Origin of the sequence: Enterobacter sp. RHBSTW-00593 (genome assembly GCF_013784105.1) — a bacterium.
In the GTDB taxonomy this organism is placed as follows: Bacteria; Pseudomonadota; Gammaproteobacteria; order Enterobacterales; family Enterobacteriaceae; genus Enterobacter; species Enterobacter ludwigii.
The window spans coordinates 4,898,839-4,917,873 of record NZ_CP056393.1 but is presented as its reverse complement, the minus strand read 5'-3'; the positions used below and the strand labels follow the sequence as shown (position 1 = coordinate 4,917,873).

The window sequence follows — 19,035 nt, the reverse complement described above, 5'->3', positions numbered from 1 at the left end:
GGCCCGGTAAGCGCAGCAGCACCGGGCATGTTAGCGCATCACTCTTTCGGATCTTTACCCGCCAGCAGCTTGTCCAGCTCATCGCCGCCAACGTGACGGAAATCCTGTCCTTTCACGAAGTAGAAGATGTATTCGCAAATGTTCTGGCAACGGTCACCGATACGCTCGATTGAGCGCGCGCAGAACAGCGCGGTCAGGACGCTTGGGATCGTACGGGAGTCTTCCATCATGTAGGTCATCAGCTGACGCACGATGCCTTCATACTCCTGGTCGACCTTTTTGTCTTCACGGTAGATACGTACCGCTTCGTCCAGATCCATACGCGCAAAGGCATCCAGGACGTCATGCAGCATCTGCACGGTATGACGACCCAGCGACTCGAGGCTCACCAGCAGTGGCTGGTGCTGCTGAGAGAATTTCTCCAGCGCGGTGCGGCAGATTTTATCCGCAACGTCACCAATACGCTCCAGCTCGGCGATGGTTTTGATGATCGCCATAACCAGACGCAGGTCGCTCGCCGTTGGCTGACGCTTGGCGATAATACGCACGCAGGCTTCATCAATGGCGACTTCCATCATATTGACGTTTTTATCACCTTCGATAACGCGCTTCGCCAGCTCGCTGTCCTGGTTGTGCATCGCGGTAATGGCATCGGAAAGCTGCTGCTCAACCATGCCACCCATGGTCATCACCTGAGTGCGAATACTTTCCAGCTCTGCGTTGAACTGGCCTGAAATGTGTTTGTTAAGATTGAGATTGTCCATAGCGCGCTCCTGAATCAACCGTAACGACCGGTGATATAGTCTTCTGTTTGCTTTTTAGCGGGCTTGGTGAACAGATCGTCCGTATTACTGAACTCAATCAACTCGCCCAGGTACATAAACGCCGTGTAATCGGAACAACGCGCAGCCTGCTGCATGTTGTGGGTCACGATAACCACGGTGTAATCCTGCTTCAGCTCGGTGATCAACTCTTCAATACGGCCGGTTGAGATCGGGTCCAGAGCTGAACACGGCTCATCCAGCAACAACACTTCCGGGCGAATGGCGATACCACGCGCAATGCACAGACGCTGCTGCTGACCACCGGAGAGAGAGTAACCGCTCTGGTGCAACTTATCTTTGGTTTCGTTCCATAATGCGGCCTTGGTCAAAGCCCACTGAACGCGCTCATCCATATCCGTACGGGAGAGCTTTTCAAACAGACGTACGCCAAAGGCGATGTTGTCATAGATGGACATCGGGAACGGCGTCGGTTTCTGGAACACCATCCCGACTTTCGCACGCAGCAGGGCGATATCCTGGCTGTTGGTCAGAATGTTATCGCCGTCCAGGATGATTTCACCTTCGGCACGCTGCTCCGGATAGAGCGAATACATTTTGTTAAAGGTACGCAGCAGCGTGGATTTACCACAGCCAGACGGACCGATAAATGCCGTGACCTGGTTCCTGGCGATATCCAGGTTGATGTTCTTCAGGGCATGGAATTTGCCGTAGTAGAAGTTCAAATCACGAACCTGAATCTTACCCGGGGCAGTATCAACCATACTCATTGACTCATTTCCTCATTCGGCGCCGCGATCTGCCGCGCCGTAAAAATTTAACCGTGTTTCTGCTTCGCGAAAATGACGCGCGCCAGAATGTTCAGCAACAGTACGCAAAGGGTAATGATCAGCACCCCGGCCCAGGCCAGCTGCTGCCATTCCGCGAATGGGCTCATCGCAAATTTAAAAATCGTCACCGGCAGGTTGGCGATCGGCTGCATCATGTCCGTACTCCAGAACTGGTTGGAGAGGGCAGTAAACAGCAGCGGCGCCGTTTCGCCTGCAATACGGGCAATGGCCAGCAGGATACCGGTCATGATCCCCGATACGGAGGCTTTCAGCGTAATCGCGGAGATCATTTTCCACTTCGGCGTGCCCAGCGCGTAAGCCGCTTCACGCAGGCTATCCGGCACCAGTTTCAGCATGTTCTCGGTGGTACGAATGACGATAGGTACCTGCAGCAGCGCCAGCGCAATCACGCCGGCCCAGCCGGAGAAGTGTTCCATTTGCGCCACCACAATGGTGTAAACAAACAGACCGACCACGATAGACGGCGCAGACAGCAGGATGTCGTTAATGAAACGAATCACCTCTGCCAGCCAGGATTTACGCCCGTACTCCGCCAGATAAATCCCCGCCATAATGCCAAGCGGTGTACCAACTACCGTCGCCCAGAGGATCAGCAAACCACTGCCCGCCAGGGCATTCGCCAGGCCGCCGCCCGCCGTATTTGGCGGCGGCGTCATCTCGGTGAACAGTGACAGCGACATCCCGTCGATGCCGCGCACAACGGTCGAGAACAGGATCCAGACCAGCCAGAACAGACCGAACGCCATCGTTGCCATTGAGAGCGTCAACGCAACGCGGTTTTTGAAACGACGCTTCGCCTGCATTTTGCGACGGGATTCCGCCAGCGCAGTGGTGCTTTGCATTTCGAGAGTTGCCATTAGCGTGCCCCCTCATTTTTTGCGAGACGCAGGATCATCAGCTTGGAGATCGCCAGCACAATGAAGGTAATCACAAACAGGATTAGGCCCAGTTCCATCAGCGCCGCGACGTGCAGCCCGGATTCCGCTTCGGCAAATTCATTCGCCAGTGCGGAAGTAATACTGTTACCCGGCATGTAGAGGGAGGCGCTGTCGAGCTGGTAGGTGTTACCGATAATAAAGGTCACCGCCATGGTTTCACCCAAAGCACGGCCTAAACCCAGCATGACGCCGCCAATCACCCCATTTTTGGTGAACGGAAGGACGATGCGCCAGATAACTTCCCAGGTGGTGCAGCCGATGCCGTAGGCCGACTCTTTCATCATCACCGGGGTTTGTTCGAAGACATCGCGCATTACCGCCGCAATGTACGGAATAATCATAATGGCGAGGATCACCCCCGCAGCCAGAATACCGATACCGAAAGCCGGGCCAGAGAACAGGGTGCCGACAAACGGAATGGCGGAGAGAACATTACCCACCGGTTCCTGGAAGTACGTTGCGAACAGGGGAGCAAAGATAAACAGGCCCCACATGCCGTACACGATACTTGGAATAGCGGCCAGCAGTTCAATGGCGATACCCAGTGGACGACGCAGCCAGCCCGGCGCCAGTTCCGTCAGGAACAGGGCAATACCAAAGCTCACCGGCACCGCAATCAGCAGAGCGATAAACGACGTCACCAGCGTGCCGTAAATCGGCACCAGCGCACCGTAGATATCGTTCGGCGCATCCCACTCTTTGGTCCACAGGAAGGAGAAACCGAATTTCTGGATGCTCGGCCAGGAGGAGAAAATCAGGGACACGATAATGCCGCCCAGCAGCAATAGCACAATCAGCGCAGCCAGTTTGACCAGCGCGCTGAAAATCATGTCACCTTTTTTACCCGGAGGGTTAAATGCAGGCTTTGTTGCAGCCATAAATCACTCTTCTGTTAAACGCGTTTACGAAATCGGCGGGTAGCGCGAGCGCCACCCGCCATTTTCGTCAGAATACTAAATTAATACAATGCTTTACCGCTGCTGTCTTTCACGTTGGTTTTCCATGCAGCGCGAATCTGCTCAACCACGTTGTCCGGCAGGGTGGCGTAATCCAGCGCGTTAGCCTGTTTGCCGCCGTTTTTGTACGCCCAGTCAAAGAACTTCAACACTTCAGCGCCCTGCTCAGGTTTCTTCTGCTCTTTGTGAACCAGAATGAAGGTGGTAGAGGTGATTGGCCACGCACCGTCGCCTTTCTGGTTAGTCAGATCCTGAGCGAAGGATTTGCTCCAGTCAGCGCCTTTTGCAGCGTTAGCAAAGTTCTCTTCAGTCGGGCTGACTGGCTTGCCATCGGCAGAAACCAGTTTGGTGTAGGACAGGTTGTTCTGCTTAGCGTACGCATACTCTACATAGCCGATAGAACCAGGCAGACGCTGTACGAACGCGGCGATACCGTCGTTACCTTTACCACCCAGACCGGTTGGCCAGTTAACGGTAGAGCCGGAACCGACTTTAGATTTCCACTCTTCGTTCACTTTCGCCAGGTAGCTGGTGAAAACGAAAGAGGTACCGGAACCATCTGCACGACGAACCACTGCGATGTTCTGCGAAGGCAGTTTGACACCCGGGTTCAGTTTGGTGATGGCTTCGTCATCCCATTTTTTGATTTTACCGAGGTAGATGTCACCCAGGGTTTTGCCGTCCAGGACCAGCTCGCCTGATTTCAGGCCTGGAATGTTAACGGCCAGCACAACACCACCGATAACGGTCGGGAACTGGAACAGGCCTTCCTGCGCCAGTTTGTCATCAGACAGTGGAGCGTCTGATGCGCCGAAATCAACGGTATTCGCGGTAATTTGTTTTACGCCACCGGAGGAGCCGATACCCTGATAGTTAACCTTGTTACCGGTTTCTTTCTGGTAGGTATCCGCCCATTTGGCATACACCGGCGCAGGGAAGGTTGCACCAGCGCCAGTCAGGCTTGCTTCTGCAAATACAGAGAACGCGCTCAGAGATAAGGTCGCGGCGACAACAGTTGCGACAGTGGTACGCATAACTTTCATAATGTCTCCTGCAAGATTTTCGTAAATCGTTGTTTAGTGGCTACGATGAGCAAAATAGGACAAACAGGTGACAGATAAATGTACGAATTATGACAGTTTTATGACAATGAAAATTTAGCTTAAATATCAGTAAAAATTCATTTAATTATCATCTAGTTAACCACTTACATGACAGCAAGTTTTCAGAAATATTTTCTTTATGTGACACTGAAAAAAGTAGCTGAAGATGACAGATTGTCATAAATAAAAATGCGGATGGGTTGATTAAAAACAAACCAGGAAGGGTAAAAAAGCTCCACCCGAAGGTGGAGCCTGAGGGGATTATTCTACGGTGACCGATTTCGCCAGGTTACGTGGCTGGTCAACGTCAGTGCCTTTGATCAGCGCGACGTGGTAGGCCAGCAACTGCAGCGGAACGGTGTAGAAGATAGGGGCAATCACCTCTTCCACATGCGGCATCTCGATGATGTGCATATTGTCGCTGCTCGCAAAGCCGGCGTCTTTATCGGCGAAGACGTACAGTACACCACCGCGGGCGCGGACTTCTTCGATATTGGACTTCAGTTTTTCCAGCAGTTCGTTGTTAGGTGCCACAACGATGACCGGCATGTCTGCGTCAATCAGCGCCAGCGGGCCGTGTTTCAGCTCGCCTGCTGCGTAAGCTTCCGCGTGGATGTAGGAGATCTCTTTCAGCTTCAACGCGCCTTCCAGCGCAATTGGATACTGATCGCCACGGCCGAGGAACAGGGCGTGATGTTTGTCAGAGAAATCTTCCGCCAGCGCTTCAATGCGTTTGTCCTGAGACAGCATCTGCTCAATACGGCTTGGCAGCGCCTGCAGGCCATGAACGATGTCATGCTCAACAGCCGCATCCTGCCCTTTCAGACGCGCCAGTTTCGCCACCAGCATCAGCAGAACGGTCAGCTGAGTGGTAAACGCTTTGGTGGAGGCCACGCCGATTTCCGTACCTGCGTTGGTCATCAGCGCCAGATCGGATTCACGAACCAGCGAAGAACCCGGCACGTTACAGATGGCCAGAGAGCCCAGATAACCCAGCTCTTTAGAGAGACGCAGCGCCGCCAGGGTGTCCGCCGTTTCGCCAGACTGGGAAAGGGTGATCATCAGGCTATTACGACGCACCGCGGATTTGCGGTAGCGGAATTCTGAAGCGATTTCCACGTCACACGGAACACCGGCCAGGGATTCAAACCAGTAGCGTGAGACCATACCGGAGTTGTAGGAGGTACCGCAGGCCACGATCTGAATATGCTCAACCTTACCGAGCAGTTCATTGGCGTTGGCGCCCAGTTCGCTCAGGTCCACCTCGCCGTGGCTGATGCGCCCGGTCAGGGTGTTTTTGATGGCGTTCGGCTGCTCGTAAATTTCTTTCTGCATGTAGTGACGGTAAGCGCCTTTGTCGCCTGCGTCGTACTGCAGATTGGATTCGATCTCCGGGCGTTTCACCTGCTCGCCTTTGGTATCGAATACCGTCACGCTGCGACGCGTCACTTCCGCGATATCACCCTCTTCCAGGAAGATAAAGCGACGGGTAACCGGCAGAAGTGCCAGCTGGTCAGAGGCGATAAAGTTCTCGCCCATGCCCAGACCGATAACCATTGGGCTACCGGAACGTGCGGCCAGCAGCGTGGACGGGTCGCGTGAATCCATGATTACCGTACCGTACGCACCGCGCAGCTGAGGGATCGCGCGCAGCACCGCTTCACGCAGTGTACCGCCCTGCTCCAGCTCCCAGTGAACCAGGTGAGCAATAACTTCGGTGTCGGTTTCAGAGACGAAGGTATAGCCGCGCGCTTTAAGTTCTTCGCGCAGCGGTTCGTGGTTTTCGATAATGCCGTTATGCACGACCACGATGTGTTCGGACACATGCGGGTGCGCATTGCCTTCAGACGGTTCGCCGTGGGTCGCCCAGCGGGTGTGCGCAATACCCGTGCCACCGTGCAGCGGATGATCTTCCGCAGCCTGGGCCAGCATCTGCACTTTACCGAGACGACGCAGACGGGTCATATGCCCTTCTGCATCCACAACTGCCAGACCGGCAGAGTCGTAACCACGGTATTCCAGACGACGTAAACCTTCGAGAAGGATTTCAGCAATATCACGCTGCGCAACTGCGCCAACAATTCCACACATAGTTTAATTTCCTGATTATGGCGTTATGCCATGCGTTGTCGCTGACCTGTATTTGCCCTTTCCGGGCACCCCGAGCCTTGTAGAGAGTGGGGTTATTGTTATAAGTACTGCCTTTGGGGGGAGGATTATGTTATCCCCTCACCCCATCCCTCTCCCCATAGGGGCGAGGGCGAAAAACACCGCACCGAACGAGCGCTCTCCTCGCGGGAGAGAGCGGGGTGCAGGTCGTTACTTTTTCTTCACCGGGCGTTTCCAGCCCTGCTTGTGAACCTGCGGCACGCGGCTCAGCACCAGCTCATTGTCGGCGACATCGCGCGTCACGGTCGTCCCGGCGGCAATGGTTACCCCGTTCCCGACCGTCACCGGTGCCACCAGCTGGGTATCAGAACCGACAAACACATCATCACCAATGATGGTTTTAAACTTGTTGGCACCGTCATAGTTGCAGGTGATTGTTCCTGCACCAATGTTCACGTTATCGCCAATTTCTGCATCGCCCAGGTAGGTTAAATGGCCGGCTTTGGAACCTTTGCCCAGACGCGCTTTTTTCATTTCAACGAAGTTGCCAACATGGGCGCCTTCGAGCAATTCAGCGCCAGGGCGCAGGCGTGCGAACGGCCCAATGGTGCATGCCGCGTCCAGATGTGCATCTTCAACCACGCTGTACGGGCTAATGTCGCAGTCGTCACCGATGACGCTGTTTTTGATAACACAACCGGCACCAATTTTGACGCGGTGGCCAAGCGTGACGTTGCCTTCAAGGATAACGTTAGTATCGATTTCAACGTCGCGCCCGTGAGATAAGGTCCCGCGCAGATCGAAACGCGCCGGGTCACGCAGCATAACGCCTGCCAGGAGCAGTTTTTCAGCCTGTTCGGACTGATAAACGCGTTCCAGGCGGGAAAGCTGAAGGCGGTTATTCACCCCTTCGGTTTCGCTAATGCGTGCCGGATGAACCGCCGCAATCTCACGCCCTTCCTGATAGGCCATCGCGATGATGTCGGTGATGTAGTACTCACCCTGCGCATTATTGTTGGTGAGCTTCGACAGCCAGCGCTTCAGGTCCGCGCCATTGGCAATCAGGATACCGGTGTTGATCTCCTGAATCTGACGCTGTGCGTCGCTGGCATCTTTATGCTCAACGATACCCGTTACGTTACCGTTTTCGCGGGTAATGCGGCCATAGCCGGTCGGATCGTCAAGCACGACGGTTAACAACCCGATGCCACCCTGCGGTTTAGCTTCACGCAGGCGGGCAAGGGTGTCGACAGAGATCAGCGGGACGTCGCCGTAAAGCATCAGAATATCTTCGTCATCCGCAAAGAACGGGGCGGCCTGCTGCATGGCGTGTCCGGTCCCCAACTGTTCTGCCTGAAGCACCCAGTTGAGTTTGTCATCGTTCAGCGTCTTTTTAAGCAGATCGCCGCCGTGACCATAGACCAGATGGACCTGACGGGCACCCAGTTCATTAGCGGCATCAATGACATGCTGCACCATCGGCTTTCCTGCCAGCGTGTGCAGTACCTTTGGAAGATCGGAATACATGCGGGTACCTTTACCGGCGGCAAGGATGACCACGCTCATTGTATTGTTCAACATACGCGTCCTGACTGTAATTTGAGTAAGAAGTTAAACCCGTTGACGTTGAAAATTCTACATATTTTGCGTCATAAAATGGAGTGGCGGTAAAACGTTCAACATCAGCCAATAATGGCTATTTGAGGCGATTTTTAGGGGCAGAGTAAACCCCTTTTTCTCTGGAAAATAGCCTTCTCGCGATAAGTCGCTAGCACACACAATAGCTTAGCTATTCTTTTGGATCATGAATAAAGATCGGTGTGATACAAAACCATAAAAAAAGCCAGCCTGGAAACCAGACTGGCTTTGTGCTTTTCAAGCCGGTGTTACATCGCTTTTTTGGTCAACTCGATAACGCGCAGTTTCGCGATCGCTTTGGCCAGCTCCGCAGACGCCTGAGCGTAATCCACGTCACCATGAGAGCTGCTAATGTGCTCTTCAGCCTTACGCTTCGATTCCAGGGCTCGTGCTTCGTCGAGATCCTGGCCACGAATAGCGGTATCGGCCAGAACGGTCACGCTGCCAGGCTGCACTTCAAGAATGCCGCCGGACAGATAGATAAACTCTTCATGACCGAACTGTTTAACGATGCGGATCATACCAGGCTTAATGGCGGTGAGCAGCGGTGCGTGACCCGGGAAAATACCCAGTTCACCTTCACTACCCGTTACCTGGATTTTCTCGACCAGACCAGAGAACATTTGTTGCTCTGCGCTGACGACGTCCAGGTGGTAAGTCATTGCCATATCACCCTCCGATTAAGGCGTTAAAGTTTTTTGGCTTTTTCCACGGCTTCGTCGATGGAACCAACCATGTAGAACGCCTGCTCCGGCAGGTGATCGTATTCGCCTTCCATGATGCCTTTAAAGCCACGGATGGTGTCTTTCAGGGAAACGTATTTACCCGGAGAACCGGTGAATACTTCCGCAACGAAGAACGGCTGGGACAGGAAGCGCTGGATCTTACGCGCACGTGCTACCACCAGTTTGTCTTCTTCAGACAGCTCATCCATACCCAGGATGGCGATGATGTCTTTCAGTTCCTGGTAACGCTGCAGCAGGGACTGTACGCCACGCGCGGTGTCGTAGTGTTCCTGACCCACAACCAGTGGATCCAGCTGACGGCTGGTGGAGTCCAGCGGGTCAACGGCCGGGTAAATACCCAGAGACGCGATCTGACGGCTCAGTACCACGGTTGCGTCAAGGTGCGCAAAGGTGGTGGCTGGGGATGGGTCAGTCAAGTCATCCGCAGGTACGTATACCGCCTGAACGGAGGTGATAGAACCGGTTTTGGTAGAGGTGATACGTTCCTGAAGAACACCCATCTCTTCCGCCAGCGTCGGCTGATAACCTACCGCTGAAGGCATACGACCCAGCAGTGCAGATACTTCAGTACCGGCCAGGGTGTAACGATAGATGTTATCAACGAACAGCAGAACGTCACGGCCTTCGTCACGGAACTTCTCAGCCATAGTCAGGCCAGTCAGCGCAACGCGCAGACGGTTTCCTGGTGGCTCGTTCATCTGACCGTAAACCAGGGATACTTTGTCCAGAACGTTGGAGTCGGTCATTTCGTGGTAGAAGTCGTTACCCTCACGAGTACGTTCACCTACGCCCGCAAATACGGAGTAACCAGAGTGCTCGATCGCGATGTTACGGATCAGCTCCATCATGTTTACGGTTTTACCTACACCCGCACCACCGAACAGACCAACTTTACCGCCCTTCGCAAACGGACACATCAGGTCGATAACTTTGATGCCGGTTTCCAGCAGTTCCTGAGAGCTGGACAGCTCTTCGTAGGAAGGTGCTGCGCGGTGGATAGCCCAACGCTCTTCTTCACCGATGTCGCCTTTCATGTCGATTGGTTGACCCAATACGTTCATGATACGACCCAGTGTTGCTTTACCTACCGGGACTTCGATCGGGTGCTCAAGGTCTTTAACTTCCAGACCACGACGCAGACCGTCGGAAGAACCCATCGCGATGGTACGCACGATACCGCCGCCGAGCTGCTGCTGAACTTCCAGCACCAGGCTCTCGTTACCATTCTGTACCTCAAGCGCGTCGTACACGCGTGGTACGGCGTCCTGAGGGAACTCGACGTCCACCACGGCGCCGATTACCTGGACAATCTTTCCAGTAGCCATCTTGAATCCTCTACGTAATTCGTAAACCTGGTTAAACCGCGGCGGCCCCCGAGACGATCTCGGTGAGTTCCTGAGTAATGCTGGCCTGACGAGCTTTGTTGTAAACCAACTGCAGCTCTTTAATCAGGCTGCCGCCATTATCGGTCGCGGCTTTCATCGCCACCATTCGTGCGGCCTGCTCGCTGGCCAGGTTTTCTACAACGCCCTGATAAACCTGAGATTCAACGTAACGACGCAGCAGGGTATCCAACAGCGGTTTCGGATCGGGTTCATACAGGTAATCCCAGGATTTTTGCTTCAGCTCGTCATCTTCTGATGCCGGTAAAGGCAGCATCTGAGTGAGCGTTGGAACCTGAGACATGGTGTTAATAAATTTGTTGCTGACAACGTACAGTCTGTCCAGACGGCCTTCATCGTAAGCCTGCAACATCACTTTAACCGGGCCGATCAGCTCGGACAGGGAAGGGTTATCACCCATACCCGTCACCTGAGCGACAATGTTGCCACCAACGGAGTTAAAGAAAGAGACGCCTTTAGAGCCGATCATTGCGATATCGCACTGAACGCCTTTTTCAGACCATGCTTTCATATCCGCCAGCAGTTTTTTGAACAGGTTAATGTTCAAGCCGCCACACAGACCACGGTCGGTCGACACCACCAGGTAGCCCACGCGCTTAACGTCGCGTTCTTCCAGGTAAGGGTGCTTATATTCCAGATTACCGTTTGCAAGGTGACCAATCACTTTGCGCATGGTTTCTGCATAAGGACGGCTGGCCGCCATGCGATCCTGCGATTTACGCATTTTGGAAGCGGCGACCATCTCCATCGCTTTAGTGATCTTTTGCGTGTTCTGGACGCTTGCGATCTTACTACGTATCTCTTTTGCGCCGGCCATGAGCTTCTCCTCAATGCCAGGCGGCTTGTCCTGAGACAAGCCGCCGGACGATTACCAGGATTGGGTTGCTTTGAAGGAATCGAGGATAGCTTTCAGCTTGCCTTCGATTTCGTCGTTATAGCCACCGGTCTGGTTGATCTCTTGCATCAGCGGAGCGTGATCACGGTCGACGTAAGCCAGCAGAGCGGCTTCGAAGCTACCGATTTTCGCCAGTTCCACATCTTCGAGGTAACCGCGTTCAGCCGCGAACAGAACCAGGCCCTGCTGAGCAACAGACATTGGTGCGTACTGTTTTTGCTTCAGCAGCTCGGTCACTTTCTGACCGTGGCTCAGCTGTTTACGGGTTGCTTCGTCCAGATCGGATGCGAACTGAGAGAACGCAGCCAGTTCACGATACTGTGCCAGCGCGGTACGAATACCACCGGACAGTTTCTTGATGATCTTGGTCTGAGCAGCACCCCCCACACGGGATACGGAGATACCCGGGTTAACTGCCGGACGAATACCGGAGTTAAACAGGTTGGTTTCCAGGAAGATCTGACCATCGGTAATGGAGATTACGTTGGTCGGAACGAACGCGGAAACGTCACCCGCCTGGGTTTCAATGATTGGCAGCGCGGTCAGAGAGCCGGTTTTACCCTTCACTTCACCTTTGGTGAAGTTCTCGACGTATTCCGCGTTAACGCGGGAAGCACGCTCCAGCAGACGAGAGTGGAGGTAGAATACGTCGCCAGGGAACGCTTCACGTCCAGGTGGACGACGGAGCAGCAGGGAAACCTGACGATATGCAACGGCCTGTTTAGACAGGTCATCGTATACGATCAGCGCATCTTCACCGCGGTCACGGAAGTATTCACCCATTGCGCAACCGGCGTATGGTGCCAGGTATTGCAGTGCAGCAGATTCAGAAGCGGTCGCCACAACAACGATGGTGTTAGACAGCGCGCCGTGCTCTTCCAGTTTACGAACCACGTTAGAAATGGTGGACGCTTTCTGGCCGATAGCCACGTACACACATTTGATGCCGGAGTCACGCTGGTTGATGATGGCGTCGATAGCCATCGCGGTTTTACCGGTCTGACGGTCACCGATGATCAGTTCACGCTGGCCACGACCGATTGGAATCATGGCATCAACGGACTTATAACCAGTCTGCACTGGCTGATCAACGGACTGACGGTCGATAACGCCTGGTGCGATAACTTCGATTGGGGAGAAGCCATCGTGCTCAACCGGACCTTTACCGTCGATTGGCGCACCCAGGGTGTTAACAACGCGACCCAGCAGGCCACGGCCAACCGGCACTTCCAGAATACGGCCAGTACACTTAACCTTCATGCCTTCGGCGAGGTCAGCGTATGGACCCATCACAACTGCACCTACGGAGTCGCGCTCCAGGTTCAGTGCGATAGCGTAACGGTTACCCGGCAGGGAAATCATCTCACCCTGCATACAATCGGCCAGGCCGTGGATGCGGATAACACCGTCACTTACAGAAACAATAGTACCTTCGTTGTGAGCTTCGCTCACAACACTGAACTGAGCAATGCGCTGCTTGATCAGTTCGCTGATTTCGGTGGAATTCAGTTGCATGCTCCAGTCCCCTTAAGACTGCAAGACGTCTGCAAGGCGTTCAAGACGGCCGCGTACGCTGCCATCAATGACCATATCACCCGAACGGATGATTACGCCTGCCATTACAGACTTATCGATTTTGCAATTCAGCTTAACTTTGCGTGACAGACGTTTTTCCATCGCGGCGGTGATTTTCGCAAGCTGTTCATCACTCAGTTCAGTCGCAGAAGTCACTTCGACTTCAGCGGTAGCTTCACTAAGGGCACGTAAGTGCTCAAACTGCTCGAGAACATCCGGGAGCACACGGAGACGACCATTTTCTGCCATTACCTTAATCAGGTTCTGACCATTGGCATCCAGTTGCTCTCCGCACACGGCGATAAACGACGCGGCGAGAGTTTCAGGCGCTAACGCACCAGAAAGCAACTCGGCCATTTGTTCGTTTTTCGTCACCTCAGCGGCAAACGCCAGCATATCCTGCCAGCGATCGACATTTTGGTGTTCGACAGCAAAGTCAAAAGCTGCTTTGGCGTAGGGGCGAGCTACCGTAACAAATTCAGACATCAGCCCCTCCCTCCTTACAGTTCAGCGACAAGTTTGTCCACGATGTCGCTGTTAGCAGCTTCATCCACGGAACGTTCGATGATCTTCTCGGCGCCAGCAACAGCCAGAATCGCAACCTGCTTACGCAGTTCTTCGCGAGCACGTTTACGCTCAGCTTCAATTTCAGCCTGAGCTTGTGTCACGATCTTAGTACGTTCCTGTTCTGCTTCAGCTTTGGCTTCGTCCAGGATCTGCGAACGGCGTTTGTTAGCCTGTTCGATGATAACCTGAGCTTCCGCTTTCGCTTTTTTCAGCTGGTCTGTCGCGTTGGCCTGTGCAAGGTCCAAATCTTTCTTAGCGCGTTCTGCAGAAGCCAGACCGTCAGCAATTTCTTTCTGACGTTTTTCGATGGCAGCCATTAAAGGCGGCCATACATACTTCATGCAGAACCAGACAAAGAGAATAAACGCGATGGCCTGGCCGAGGATTGTTGCGTTCATGTTCACAGCACAATACCTCTTTAATATCTGTGGCTTAGGGTTTTAAAACTACTACTACGCGACAGCAAACATCACGTACAGACCCAGACCTACAGCGATCATTGGGATAGCATCCACCAGACCCATAACGATAAAGAACTGAGTACGCAGCAGAGGAATCAGATCAGGTTGACGCGCTGCGCCTTCCAGGAATTTGCCCCCGAGGATGCCGATACCGATCGCAGCACCGATAGCCGCCAGACCCATCATCACAGCGGCAGCCATGTACAGCAGATCCATATTCAGGTTTTCCATGACAGTCTCCAGTTTGTTTCAATTAAAACGTAGTAGTGTTGGTAAAAAATCAGTGCTCTTCAGACGCCATCGACAGATAGACGATCGTCAGAACCATGAAGATAAAGGCTTGCAGCGTAATGATCAGGATGTGGAAAATGGCCCAAGGCACATTCAGAATCCACTGTGACCACCACGGCAGAAGACCCGCGATCAGAATGAAAATCAGCTCACCCGCATACATGTTGCCGAACAGTCGCAGACCCAGTGAAACAGGTTTGGACAGCAGGCTAACGCCTTCCAGGATCAGGTTGACCGGAATAAACGCCCAGTGGTTGAACGGCTGCAAGGTAAGCTCTTTCACGAAGCCGCTTACGCCTTTCATTTTGATGCTGTAGAAAAGAATCAGGATAAACACGCCCAGCGCCATCGACAGGGTGATGTTCACGTCAGCGGACGGCACCACGCGCAGTGCTGGCAGACCGAGGACATGTTCGCCAATCCACGGCAGGAAATCGATTGGCAGCAGGTCCATCAGGTTCATCAGGAACACCCAAACGAACACGGTCAGGGCCAGCGGAGCAATCAGCTTGCTCTTACCATGGTACATGTCTTTGACGCTGCCATGGACGAAGCCGATGATCATTTCGATGAACGTCTGGAATTTCCCTGGAACACCGCTGGTCGCTCTTTTCGCAACACCGCGGAACATGGCCAGGAACAGAAGACCCAAAACGACCGAGAAGAACATGGAGTCGATGTTGATCGTCCAGAAGGTGGCCGGGGGGTTATGCGGATCCACCAGCGAGAATGTACGCAGGTCCAGCTGAAGGTTATTCAGATGGTGACCTATGTAATCCTGCGGCGTCATATTTTCTGAAGCCATGATGCCTTTTACCCTTTGTTGTTGATTACAGCTGGAGCCAGAACTTGTACCACCAGCACCAAAACCCACGTTGCTATCAGCGGCATGAATACCACTTTCAAAACCGCCAGCGCCATCACCAGTAGAGCAAAGGTCAGCAACACCTTACACACTTCACCGAGAGCGAAGGACCAGGCCACACGGCCTTTGGCGGGTGTATGCGCCTGATGACGCCAGGCAAAAATCATAAATAATACGTTTGGCAGAACAACCGCCAAACCCCCGCACACGGCGGAGATGCCCCAGAAGGGGTCTTTGAGGCTAAACAGCAGTCCACTTGCTATCACAGCCAGAAACTGAATGAACAGAAGCTTACGAGCAACGTTTCTACTCAAGAGCGACACAGACATCACGTTTTTACTCCTGCTCCCTTCGAGGTATGCCGCGTGTCGTATAAAACGTCCTTTAAGGCTCAGAGTCAAGCATCAAAAAGCGGTCAAATTATACGGTGCGCACCCGTGATTTCAAACATTAAGTAGCGAAAAGGTGAATAAATGTTTAAATATTTTTCCCCGCCGCTATTTTTTAACTTTTCCTGAAAGCCACGACCTTCGACCAAAACTGCAAACAGCGCGAAAACGTTGGCTACAAAGCGTGCACGAGATCACAAAATACACATTTGCGATAAGGGTGTATTTATCAAAGACGCAAATCGGTTTATTTCATCTTTATGAAATTAAAGACAAATTATCGTAACTATTTTCAAAACAGCCCGGTATACAATAAAAACCTTTTATTGACATTCTTAATAAATATTTAACATTCGATTCTGGTTGCCGTATTCCACTTTTAGCAGACTGATATTTTCGATGTTGACTATCTTCATGCTGAACAATGGCTGTTACGTTAACCGTTAGAAAAACCTTAGTAACACAGAGGTTAAACTCTCTTCGGTAAAACCCGAGAATTTGTGCTGTTATTTAACATGGTCAGAACAGCACGAATTCCACAATTTTTATTAAATATTTAAAAATTGTTTGGCTTAATTATCACCAGATGGCGTTCACCCTCAAGCTGAGGAATGTTTAATTTCTCAACGGATTCGACAGCAAAACCCTCCGGAAGCTGTTCAATTTCATCGCCCGGCAACTGCCCTTTCAGGGCATAAAAGCGGCCATCTTGTGCAGGCAAGTGCTTACACCAGCTCACCATATCATTGAGCGACGCAAACGCGCGGCTGATAACACCGTCAAACGGTGGCTCCGCGGGGAACGCCTCTACCCTGCTCTGTACAGGGGCGATATTCTCCAGCTTCAGCTCATGCTGTACCTGACGTAAAAAACGGACGCGTTTGCCAAGGCTGTCCAGCAGCGTGAAATGGCTCTCAGGGCGGACAATCGACAGCGGGATCCCCGGCAGGCCAGGACCTGTGCCCACATCGATAAAGCGCTCCCCTTTAAGATACGGCGCAACCACGATGCTATCGAGGATATGACGAACCAGCATCTCGTTGGGGTCTCGAACAGACGTCAGGTTGTACGCTTTATTCCATTTGTTCAGCATATCGACATAGGCCACCAGCTGAGTTTTCTGGTGATCGGTGAGCGAAATACCTGCCTGTTCCAGCAGACGAGAGAGTTTATTGAGCACAGTGGGTACCTGTTTAGACATAAATTGCCCGGTGGCGCTTACCGGGCCTACGAATTAGCAGGGCGGGTAGCGAAGCGCCACCCGCCAAAAGCACTGGATATTATGCGCTACGGCGCAGCATACCTTGCTTTTTCAGCCACACCAGCAGAATCGAAATCGCGGCAGGTGTGACACCGGAGATACGGGACGCCTGACCGATCGACACAGGCTTGTGATCGTTCAGCTTGGCGATCACTTCATTGGAAAGCCCCGTCACCTGACGGTAGTCCAGCATTTCCGGCAGCAGCGTATTTTCGTTGCGCTGCTGTTTTTCAATCTCATCCTGCTGACGCGCGATGTAACCTTCGTATTTGACCTGGATCTCAACCTGTTCAGCCGCTTCAGCGTCTTCAAGGCCAGGCGCGAACGCGGTCAGTTTCACCAGGTTCTCGTAGGTCACTTCAGGGCGACGCAGCAAGTCTTCGCCGCTGGCTTCGCGCGAAAGCGGCGCAGTTAAGTGAGCATTCACTTCTGCAGCGGTTTCCGCCTGTGGATTCACCCAGGTGGTTTTCAGACGCTGACGTTCCTGCTCAATGCGTTCCAGTTTTTCGTTATAGCGCGCCCAACGTTCGTCATCCACCAGACCCAGTTCACGACCCACTTCGGTCAGACGCAGGTCGGCGTTATCTTCGCGCAGCATCAGGCGATATTCCGCGCGAGAGGTAAACATACGGTACGGTTCTTTGGTACCCAGGGTGCAAAGATCGTCGACCAGCACGCCCAGATAAGCCTGAGAACGCGCAGGTGCCCAGCCCTCTTTCTCCGCAGAGAAGCGTGCTGCGTTCAGACCGGCAAGCAGACCCTGAGCGGCAGCTTCTTCGTAACCGGTCGTGCCGTTAATCTGGCCGGCGAAGAACAGACCGTGGATGAATTTGCTCTCCAGGGTTGGCTTCAGGTCACGCGGATCGAAGAAATCGTACTCAATAGCGTAGCCAGGACGAACGATTTTCGCGTTCTCCATACCCTGCATTGAGCGAACAATTTGCATCTGCACATCGAACGGCAGGCTGGTGGAGATGCCGTTCGGGTAAATTTCATTTGACGTCAGTCCTTCCGGCTCCAGGAAGATCTGGTGCTGGTTACGATCGGCAAAGCGCATCACTTTGTCTTCGATCGACGGACAGTAACGCGGGCCGATCCCTTCGATCACGCCAGCGTACATTGGGCTGCGGTCAAGGTTATTGCGGATCACGTCATGGGTTTTTTCGTTGGTATGCGTGATGTAGCACGGTACCTGCTGCGGATGTTGAGCCGCATTGCCCATGAACGAGAACACCGGCATGGGGTTATCACCGTGCTGTTGTGCCAGCACGCTGAAATCAATGGTGCGCGCATCAATACGCGGTGGCGTGCCTGTTTTCAGGCGACTGACGCGCAGCGGAAGTTCACGCAGACGACGAGACAGCGGAATGGACGGCGGATCGCCAGCACGGCCACCGCTGTAGTTATCCAGACCGATATGGATTTTGCCATCCAGGAAGGTCCCGACAGTCAGTACGACGGCTTTCGCGCGGAACTTGAGGCCCATCTGGGTTACGGCACCCACAACGCGATCGTTTTCAACGATAAGATCTTCTACCGCCTGCTGGAAGATCATCAGGTTTGGCTGATTCTCCAGGGCAGTACGTACCGCCTGACGGTAAAGCACGCGGTCTGCCTGAGCACGAGTAGCGCGCACAGCGGGACCTTTGCTCGCGTTTAGTATCCTAAACTGGATGCCGGCATGATCGATCGCTTTCGCCATCAGGCCGCCAAGTGCATCCACTTCTTTTACCAGGTGTCCTTTCCCAATGCCGCCAATCGCCGGATTACAGGACATTTGTCCCAGCGTGTCGATATTGTGTGTCAAAAGTAGGGTCTGCTGACCCATTCGCGCTGCGGCCATTGCGGCCTCAGTGCCTGCATGACCCCCGCCAATGATGATGACGTCAAAAGGATCCTGATAAAACATGGTGGTCTGCCTCGCGTAAAGCGGTATGAAAATGGATTGAAGCCCGGGCCGTGGATTCTACTCAACTTTAGTCTTTCGAGAAAGCATTGGGATCCTGGGCTATTAAAAAGAAGATCTTTTTATTTAGAGATCTGTTCTATTGTGATCTCTTATTAGGATCGAGTACCTCTGTGGATAAGCCCGATCTCACGATGAAGATCATGCAGTTAGAAAGGATCGTTTGCTGTGAATGATCGGTGATCCTGGCCAGTATAAGCTGGGATCAGATCGCGACTTTATACACAGGGCCAAAACAG

Annotated in this window: 18 protein-coding genes; all 18 read right to left on the bottom strand. The window is 53.1% G+C overall.

What is annotated here, in order from left to right; translation table 11 throughout:
- Positions 1 to 38 precede the first annotated feature (38 nt).
- Positions 39 to 764, bottom strand: a complete 726-nt coding sequence (gene phoU, locus HV242_RS23585) for a phosphate signaling complex protein PhoU (protein ID WP_008500182.1) — start codon at positions 762 to 764, stop codon at positions 39 to 41.
- A gap of 14 nt (positions 765 to 778) precedes the next feature.
- Positions 779 to 1,552, bottom strand: coding sequence for a phosphate ABC transporter ATP-binding protein PstB (gene pstB, locus HV242_RS23580; RefSeq protein WP_014172291.1), 774 nt, complete (start codon positions 1,550 to 1,552; stop codon positions 779 to 781).
- A 47-nt stretch (positions 1,553 to 1,599) separates the two neighbouring features.
- A complete protein-coding gene (pstA, locus tag HV242_RS23575; protein ID WP_014172289.1) occupies positions 1,600 to 2,490 on the bottom strand; it encodes a phosphate ABC transporter permease PstA in 891 nt (296 codons plus the stop codon).
- Positions 2,490 to 3,449, bottom strand: a complete 960-nt coding sequence (gene pstC, locus HV242_RS23570) for a phosphate ABC transporter permease PstC (protein ID WP_014172288.1) — start codon at positions 3,447 to 3,449, stop codon at positions 2,490 to 2,492. Before pstC ends, pstA begins: the two co-directional genes overlap by 1 nt.
- Before the next feature lie 80 nt (positions 3,450 to 3,529).
- Positions 3,530 to 4,570 (bottom strand): phosphate ABC transporter substrate-binding protein PstS, encoded by a 1,041-nt coding sequence (gene pstS / locus HV242_RS23565; RefSeq protein ID WP_014172287.1) that lies wholly within the window; start codon positions 4,568 to 4,570, stop codon positions 3,530 to 3,532.
- 321 nt (positions 4,571 to 4,891) lie between these two features.
- Entirely contained in the window at positions 4,892 to 6,721 is a 1,830-nt protein-coding gene (glmS, locus tag HV242_RS23560) for a glutamine--fructose-6-phosphate transaminase (isomerizing) (protein WP_044857050.1), read from the bottom strand.
- 228 nt (positions 6,722 to 6,949) lie between these two features.
- Complete coding sequence (gene glmU / locus HV242_RS23555; protein ID WP_014172285.1) at positions 6,950 to 8,320, bottom strand: bifunctional UDP-N-acetylglucosamine diphosphorylase/glucosamine-1-phosphate N-acetyltransferase GlmU; 1,371 nt, start codon at positions 8,318 to 8,320, stop codon at positions 6,950 to 6,952.
- A 305-nt stretch (positions 8,321 to 8,625) separates the two neighbouring features.
- Positions 8,626 to 9,045: a F0F1 ATP synthase subunit epsilon gene (locus HV242_RS23550; RefSeq protein ID WP_006177560.1), complete on the bottom strand. Its 420-nt coding sequence runs from the start codon at positions 9,043 to 9,045 to the stop codon at positions 8,626 to 8,628.
- A gap of 20 nt (positions 9,046 to 9,065) precedes the next feature.
- Positions 9,066 to 10,448, bottom strand: a complete 1,383-nt coding sequence (gene atpD / locus HV242_RS23545) for a F0F1 ATP synthase subunit beta (protein WP_006177559.1) — start codon at positions 10,446 to 10,448, stop codon at positions 9,066 to 9,068.
- A gap of 31 nt (positions 10,449 to 10,479) precedes the next feature.
- A complete protein-coding gene (gene atpG, locus HV242_RS23540; RefSeq protein WP_020882764.1) occupies positions 10,480 to 11,343 on the bottom strand; it encodes a F0F1 ATP synthase subunit gamma in 864 nt (287 codons plus the stop codon).
- 51 nt (positions 11,344 to 11,394) lie between these two features.
- A complete protein-coding gene (gene atpA / locus HV242_RS23535; protein ID WP_006808751.1) occupies positions 11,395 to 12,936 on the bottom strand; it encodes a F0F1 ATP synthase subunit alpha in 1,542 nt (513 codons plus the stop codon).
- A gap of 12 nt (positions 12,937 to 12,948) precedes the next feature.
- Entirely contained in the window at positions 12,949 to 13,482 is a 534-nt protein-coding gene (gene atpH / locus HV242_RS23530) for a F0F1 ATP synthase subunit delta (protein WP_014172281.1), read from the bottom strand.
- A 14-nt stretch (positions 13,483 to 13,496) separates the two neighbouring features.
- Positions 13,497 to 13,967, bottom strand: coding sequence for a F0F1 ATP synthase subunit B (gene atpF, locus HV242_RS23525; RefSeq protein ID WP_003862370.1), 471 nt, complete (start codon positions 13,965 to 13,967; stop codon positions 13,497 to 13,499).
- Between the two features lie 48 nt (positions 13,968 to 14,015).
- Entirely contained in the window at positions 14,016 to 14,255 is a 240-nt protein-coding gene (gene atpE, locus HV242_RS23520; protein WP_000429386.1) for a F0F1 ATP synthase subunit C, read from the bottom strand.
- A 49-nt stretch (positions 14,256 to 14,304) separates the two neighbouring features.
- Entirely contained in the window at positions 14,305 to 15,120 is an 816-nt protein-coding gene (atpB, locus tag HV242_RS23515) for a F0F1 ATP synthase subunit A (RefSeq protein WP_014172280.1), read from the bottom strand.
- Between the two features lie 8 nt (positions 15,121 to 15,128).
- Positions 15,129 to 15,509 carry a F0F1 ATP synthase subunit I gene (gene atpI, locus HV242_RS23510; RefSeq protein WP_008500194.1) on the bottom strand — a complete coding sequence of 127 codons (381 nt, stop codon included), beginning with the start codon at positions 15,507 to 15,509 and terminating at the stop codon, positions 15,129 to 15,131.
- 616 nt (positions 15,510 to 16,125) lie between these two features.
- Positions 16,126 to 16,749, bottom strand: a complete 624-nt coding sequence (gene rsmG, locus HV242_RS23505; RefSeq protein WP_032679279.1) for a 16S rRNA (guanine(527)-N(7))-methyltransferase RsmG — start codon at positions 16,747 to 16,749, stop codon at positions 16,126 to 16,128.
- Between the two features lie 100 nt (positions 16,750 to 16,849).
- Positions 16,850 to 18,739, bottom strand: coding sequence for a tRNA uridine-5-carboxymethylaminomethyl(34) synthesis enzyme MnmG (mnmG, locus tag HV242_RS23500; RefSeq protein WP_032679278.1), 1,890 nt, complete (start codon positions 18,737 to 18,739; stop codon positions 16,850 to 16,852).
- Positions 18,740 to 19,035: the final 296 nt, after the last annotated feature.

What these genes read in the sequence shown, in the direction of transcription:
- phoU (WP_008500182.1), bottom strand. Translation starts at nt 764, where the DNA reads ATGGACAATCTCAATCTTAACAAACACATTTCAGGCCAGTTCAACGCA.
- pstB (WP_014172291.1), bottom strand. Translation starts at nt 1,552, where the DNA reads ATGAGTATGGTTGATACTGCCCCGGGTAAGATTCAGGTTCGTGATTTG.
- pstA (WP_014172289.1), bottom strand. Translation starts at nt 2,490, where the DNA reads ATGGCAACTCTCGAAATGCAAAGCACCACTGCGCTGGCGGAATCCCGT.
- pstC (WP_014172288.1), bottom strand. Translation starts at nt 3,449, where the DNA reads ATGGCTGCAACAAAGCCTGCATTTAACCCTCCGGGTAAAAAAGGTGAC.
- pstS (WP_014172287.1), bottom strand. Translation starts at nt 4,570, where the DNA reads ATGAAAGTTATGCGTACCACTGTCGCAACTGTTGTCGCCGCGACCTTA.
- glmS (WP_044857050.1), bottom strand. Translation starts at nt 6,721, where the DNA reads ATGTGTGGAATTGTTGGCGCAGTTGCGCAGCGTGATATTGCTGAAATC.
- glmU (WP_014172285.1), bottom strand. Translation starts at nt 8,320, where the DNA reads ATGTTGAACAATACAATGAGCGTGGTCATCCTTGCCGCCGGTAAAGGT.
- HV242_RS23550 (WP_006177560.1), bottom strand. Translation starts at nt 9,045, where the DNA reads ATGGCAATGACTTACCACCTGGACGTCGTCAGCGCAGAGCAACAAATG.
- atpD (WP_006177559.1), bottom strand. Translation starts at nt 10,448, where the DNA reads ATGGCTACTGGAAAGATTGTCCAGGTAATCGGCGCCGTGGTGGACGTC.
- atpG (WP_020882764.1), bottom strand. Translation starts at nt 11,343, where the DNA reads ATGGCCGGCGCAAAAGAGATACGTAGTAAGATCGCAAGCGTCCAGAAC.
- atpA (WP_006808751.1), bottom strand. Translation starts at nt 12,936, where the DNA reads ATGCAACTGAATTCCACCGAAATCAGCGAACTGATCAAGCAGCGCATT.
- atpH (WP_014172281.1), bottom strand. Translation starts at nt 13,482, where the DNA reads ATGTCTGAATTTGTTACGGTAGCTCGCCCCTACGCCAAAGCAGCTTTT.
- atpE (WP_000429386.1), bottom strand. Translation starts at nt 14,255, where the DNA reads ATGGAAAACCTGAATATGGATCTGCTGTACATGGCTGCCGCTGTGATG.
- atpB (WP_014172280.1), bottom strand. Translation starts at nt 15,120, where the DNA reads ATGGCTTCAGAAAATATGACGCCGCAGGATTACATAGGTCACCATCTG.
- atpI (WP_008500194.1), bottom strand. Translation starts at nt 15,509, where the DNA reads ATGTCTGTGTCGCTCTTGAGTAGAAACGTTGCTCGTAAGCTTCTGTTC.
- mnmG (WP_032679278.1), bottom strand. Translation starts at nt 18,739, where the DNA reads ATGTTTTATCAGGATCCTTTTGACGTCATCATCATTGGCGGGGGTCAT.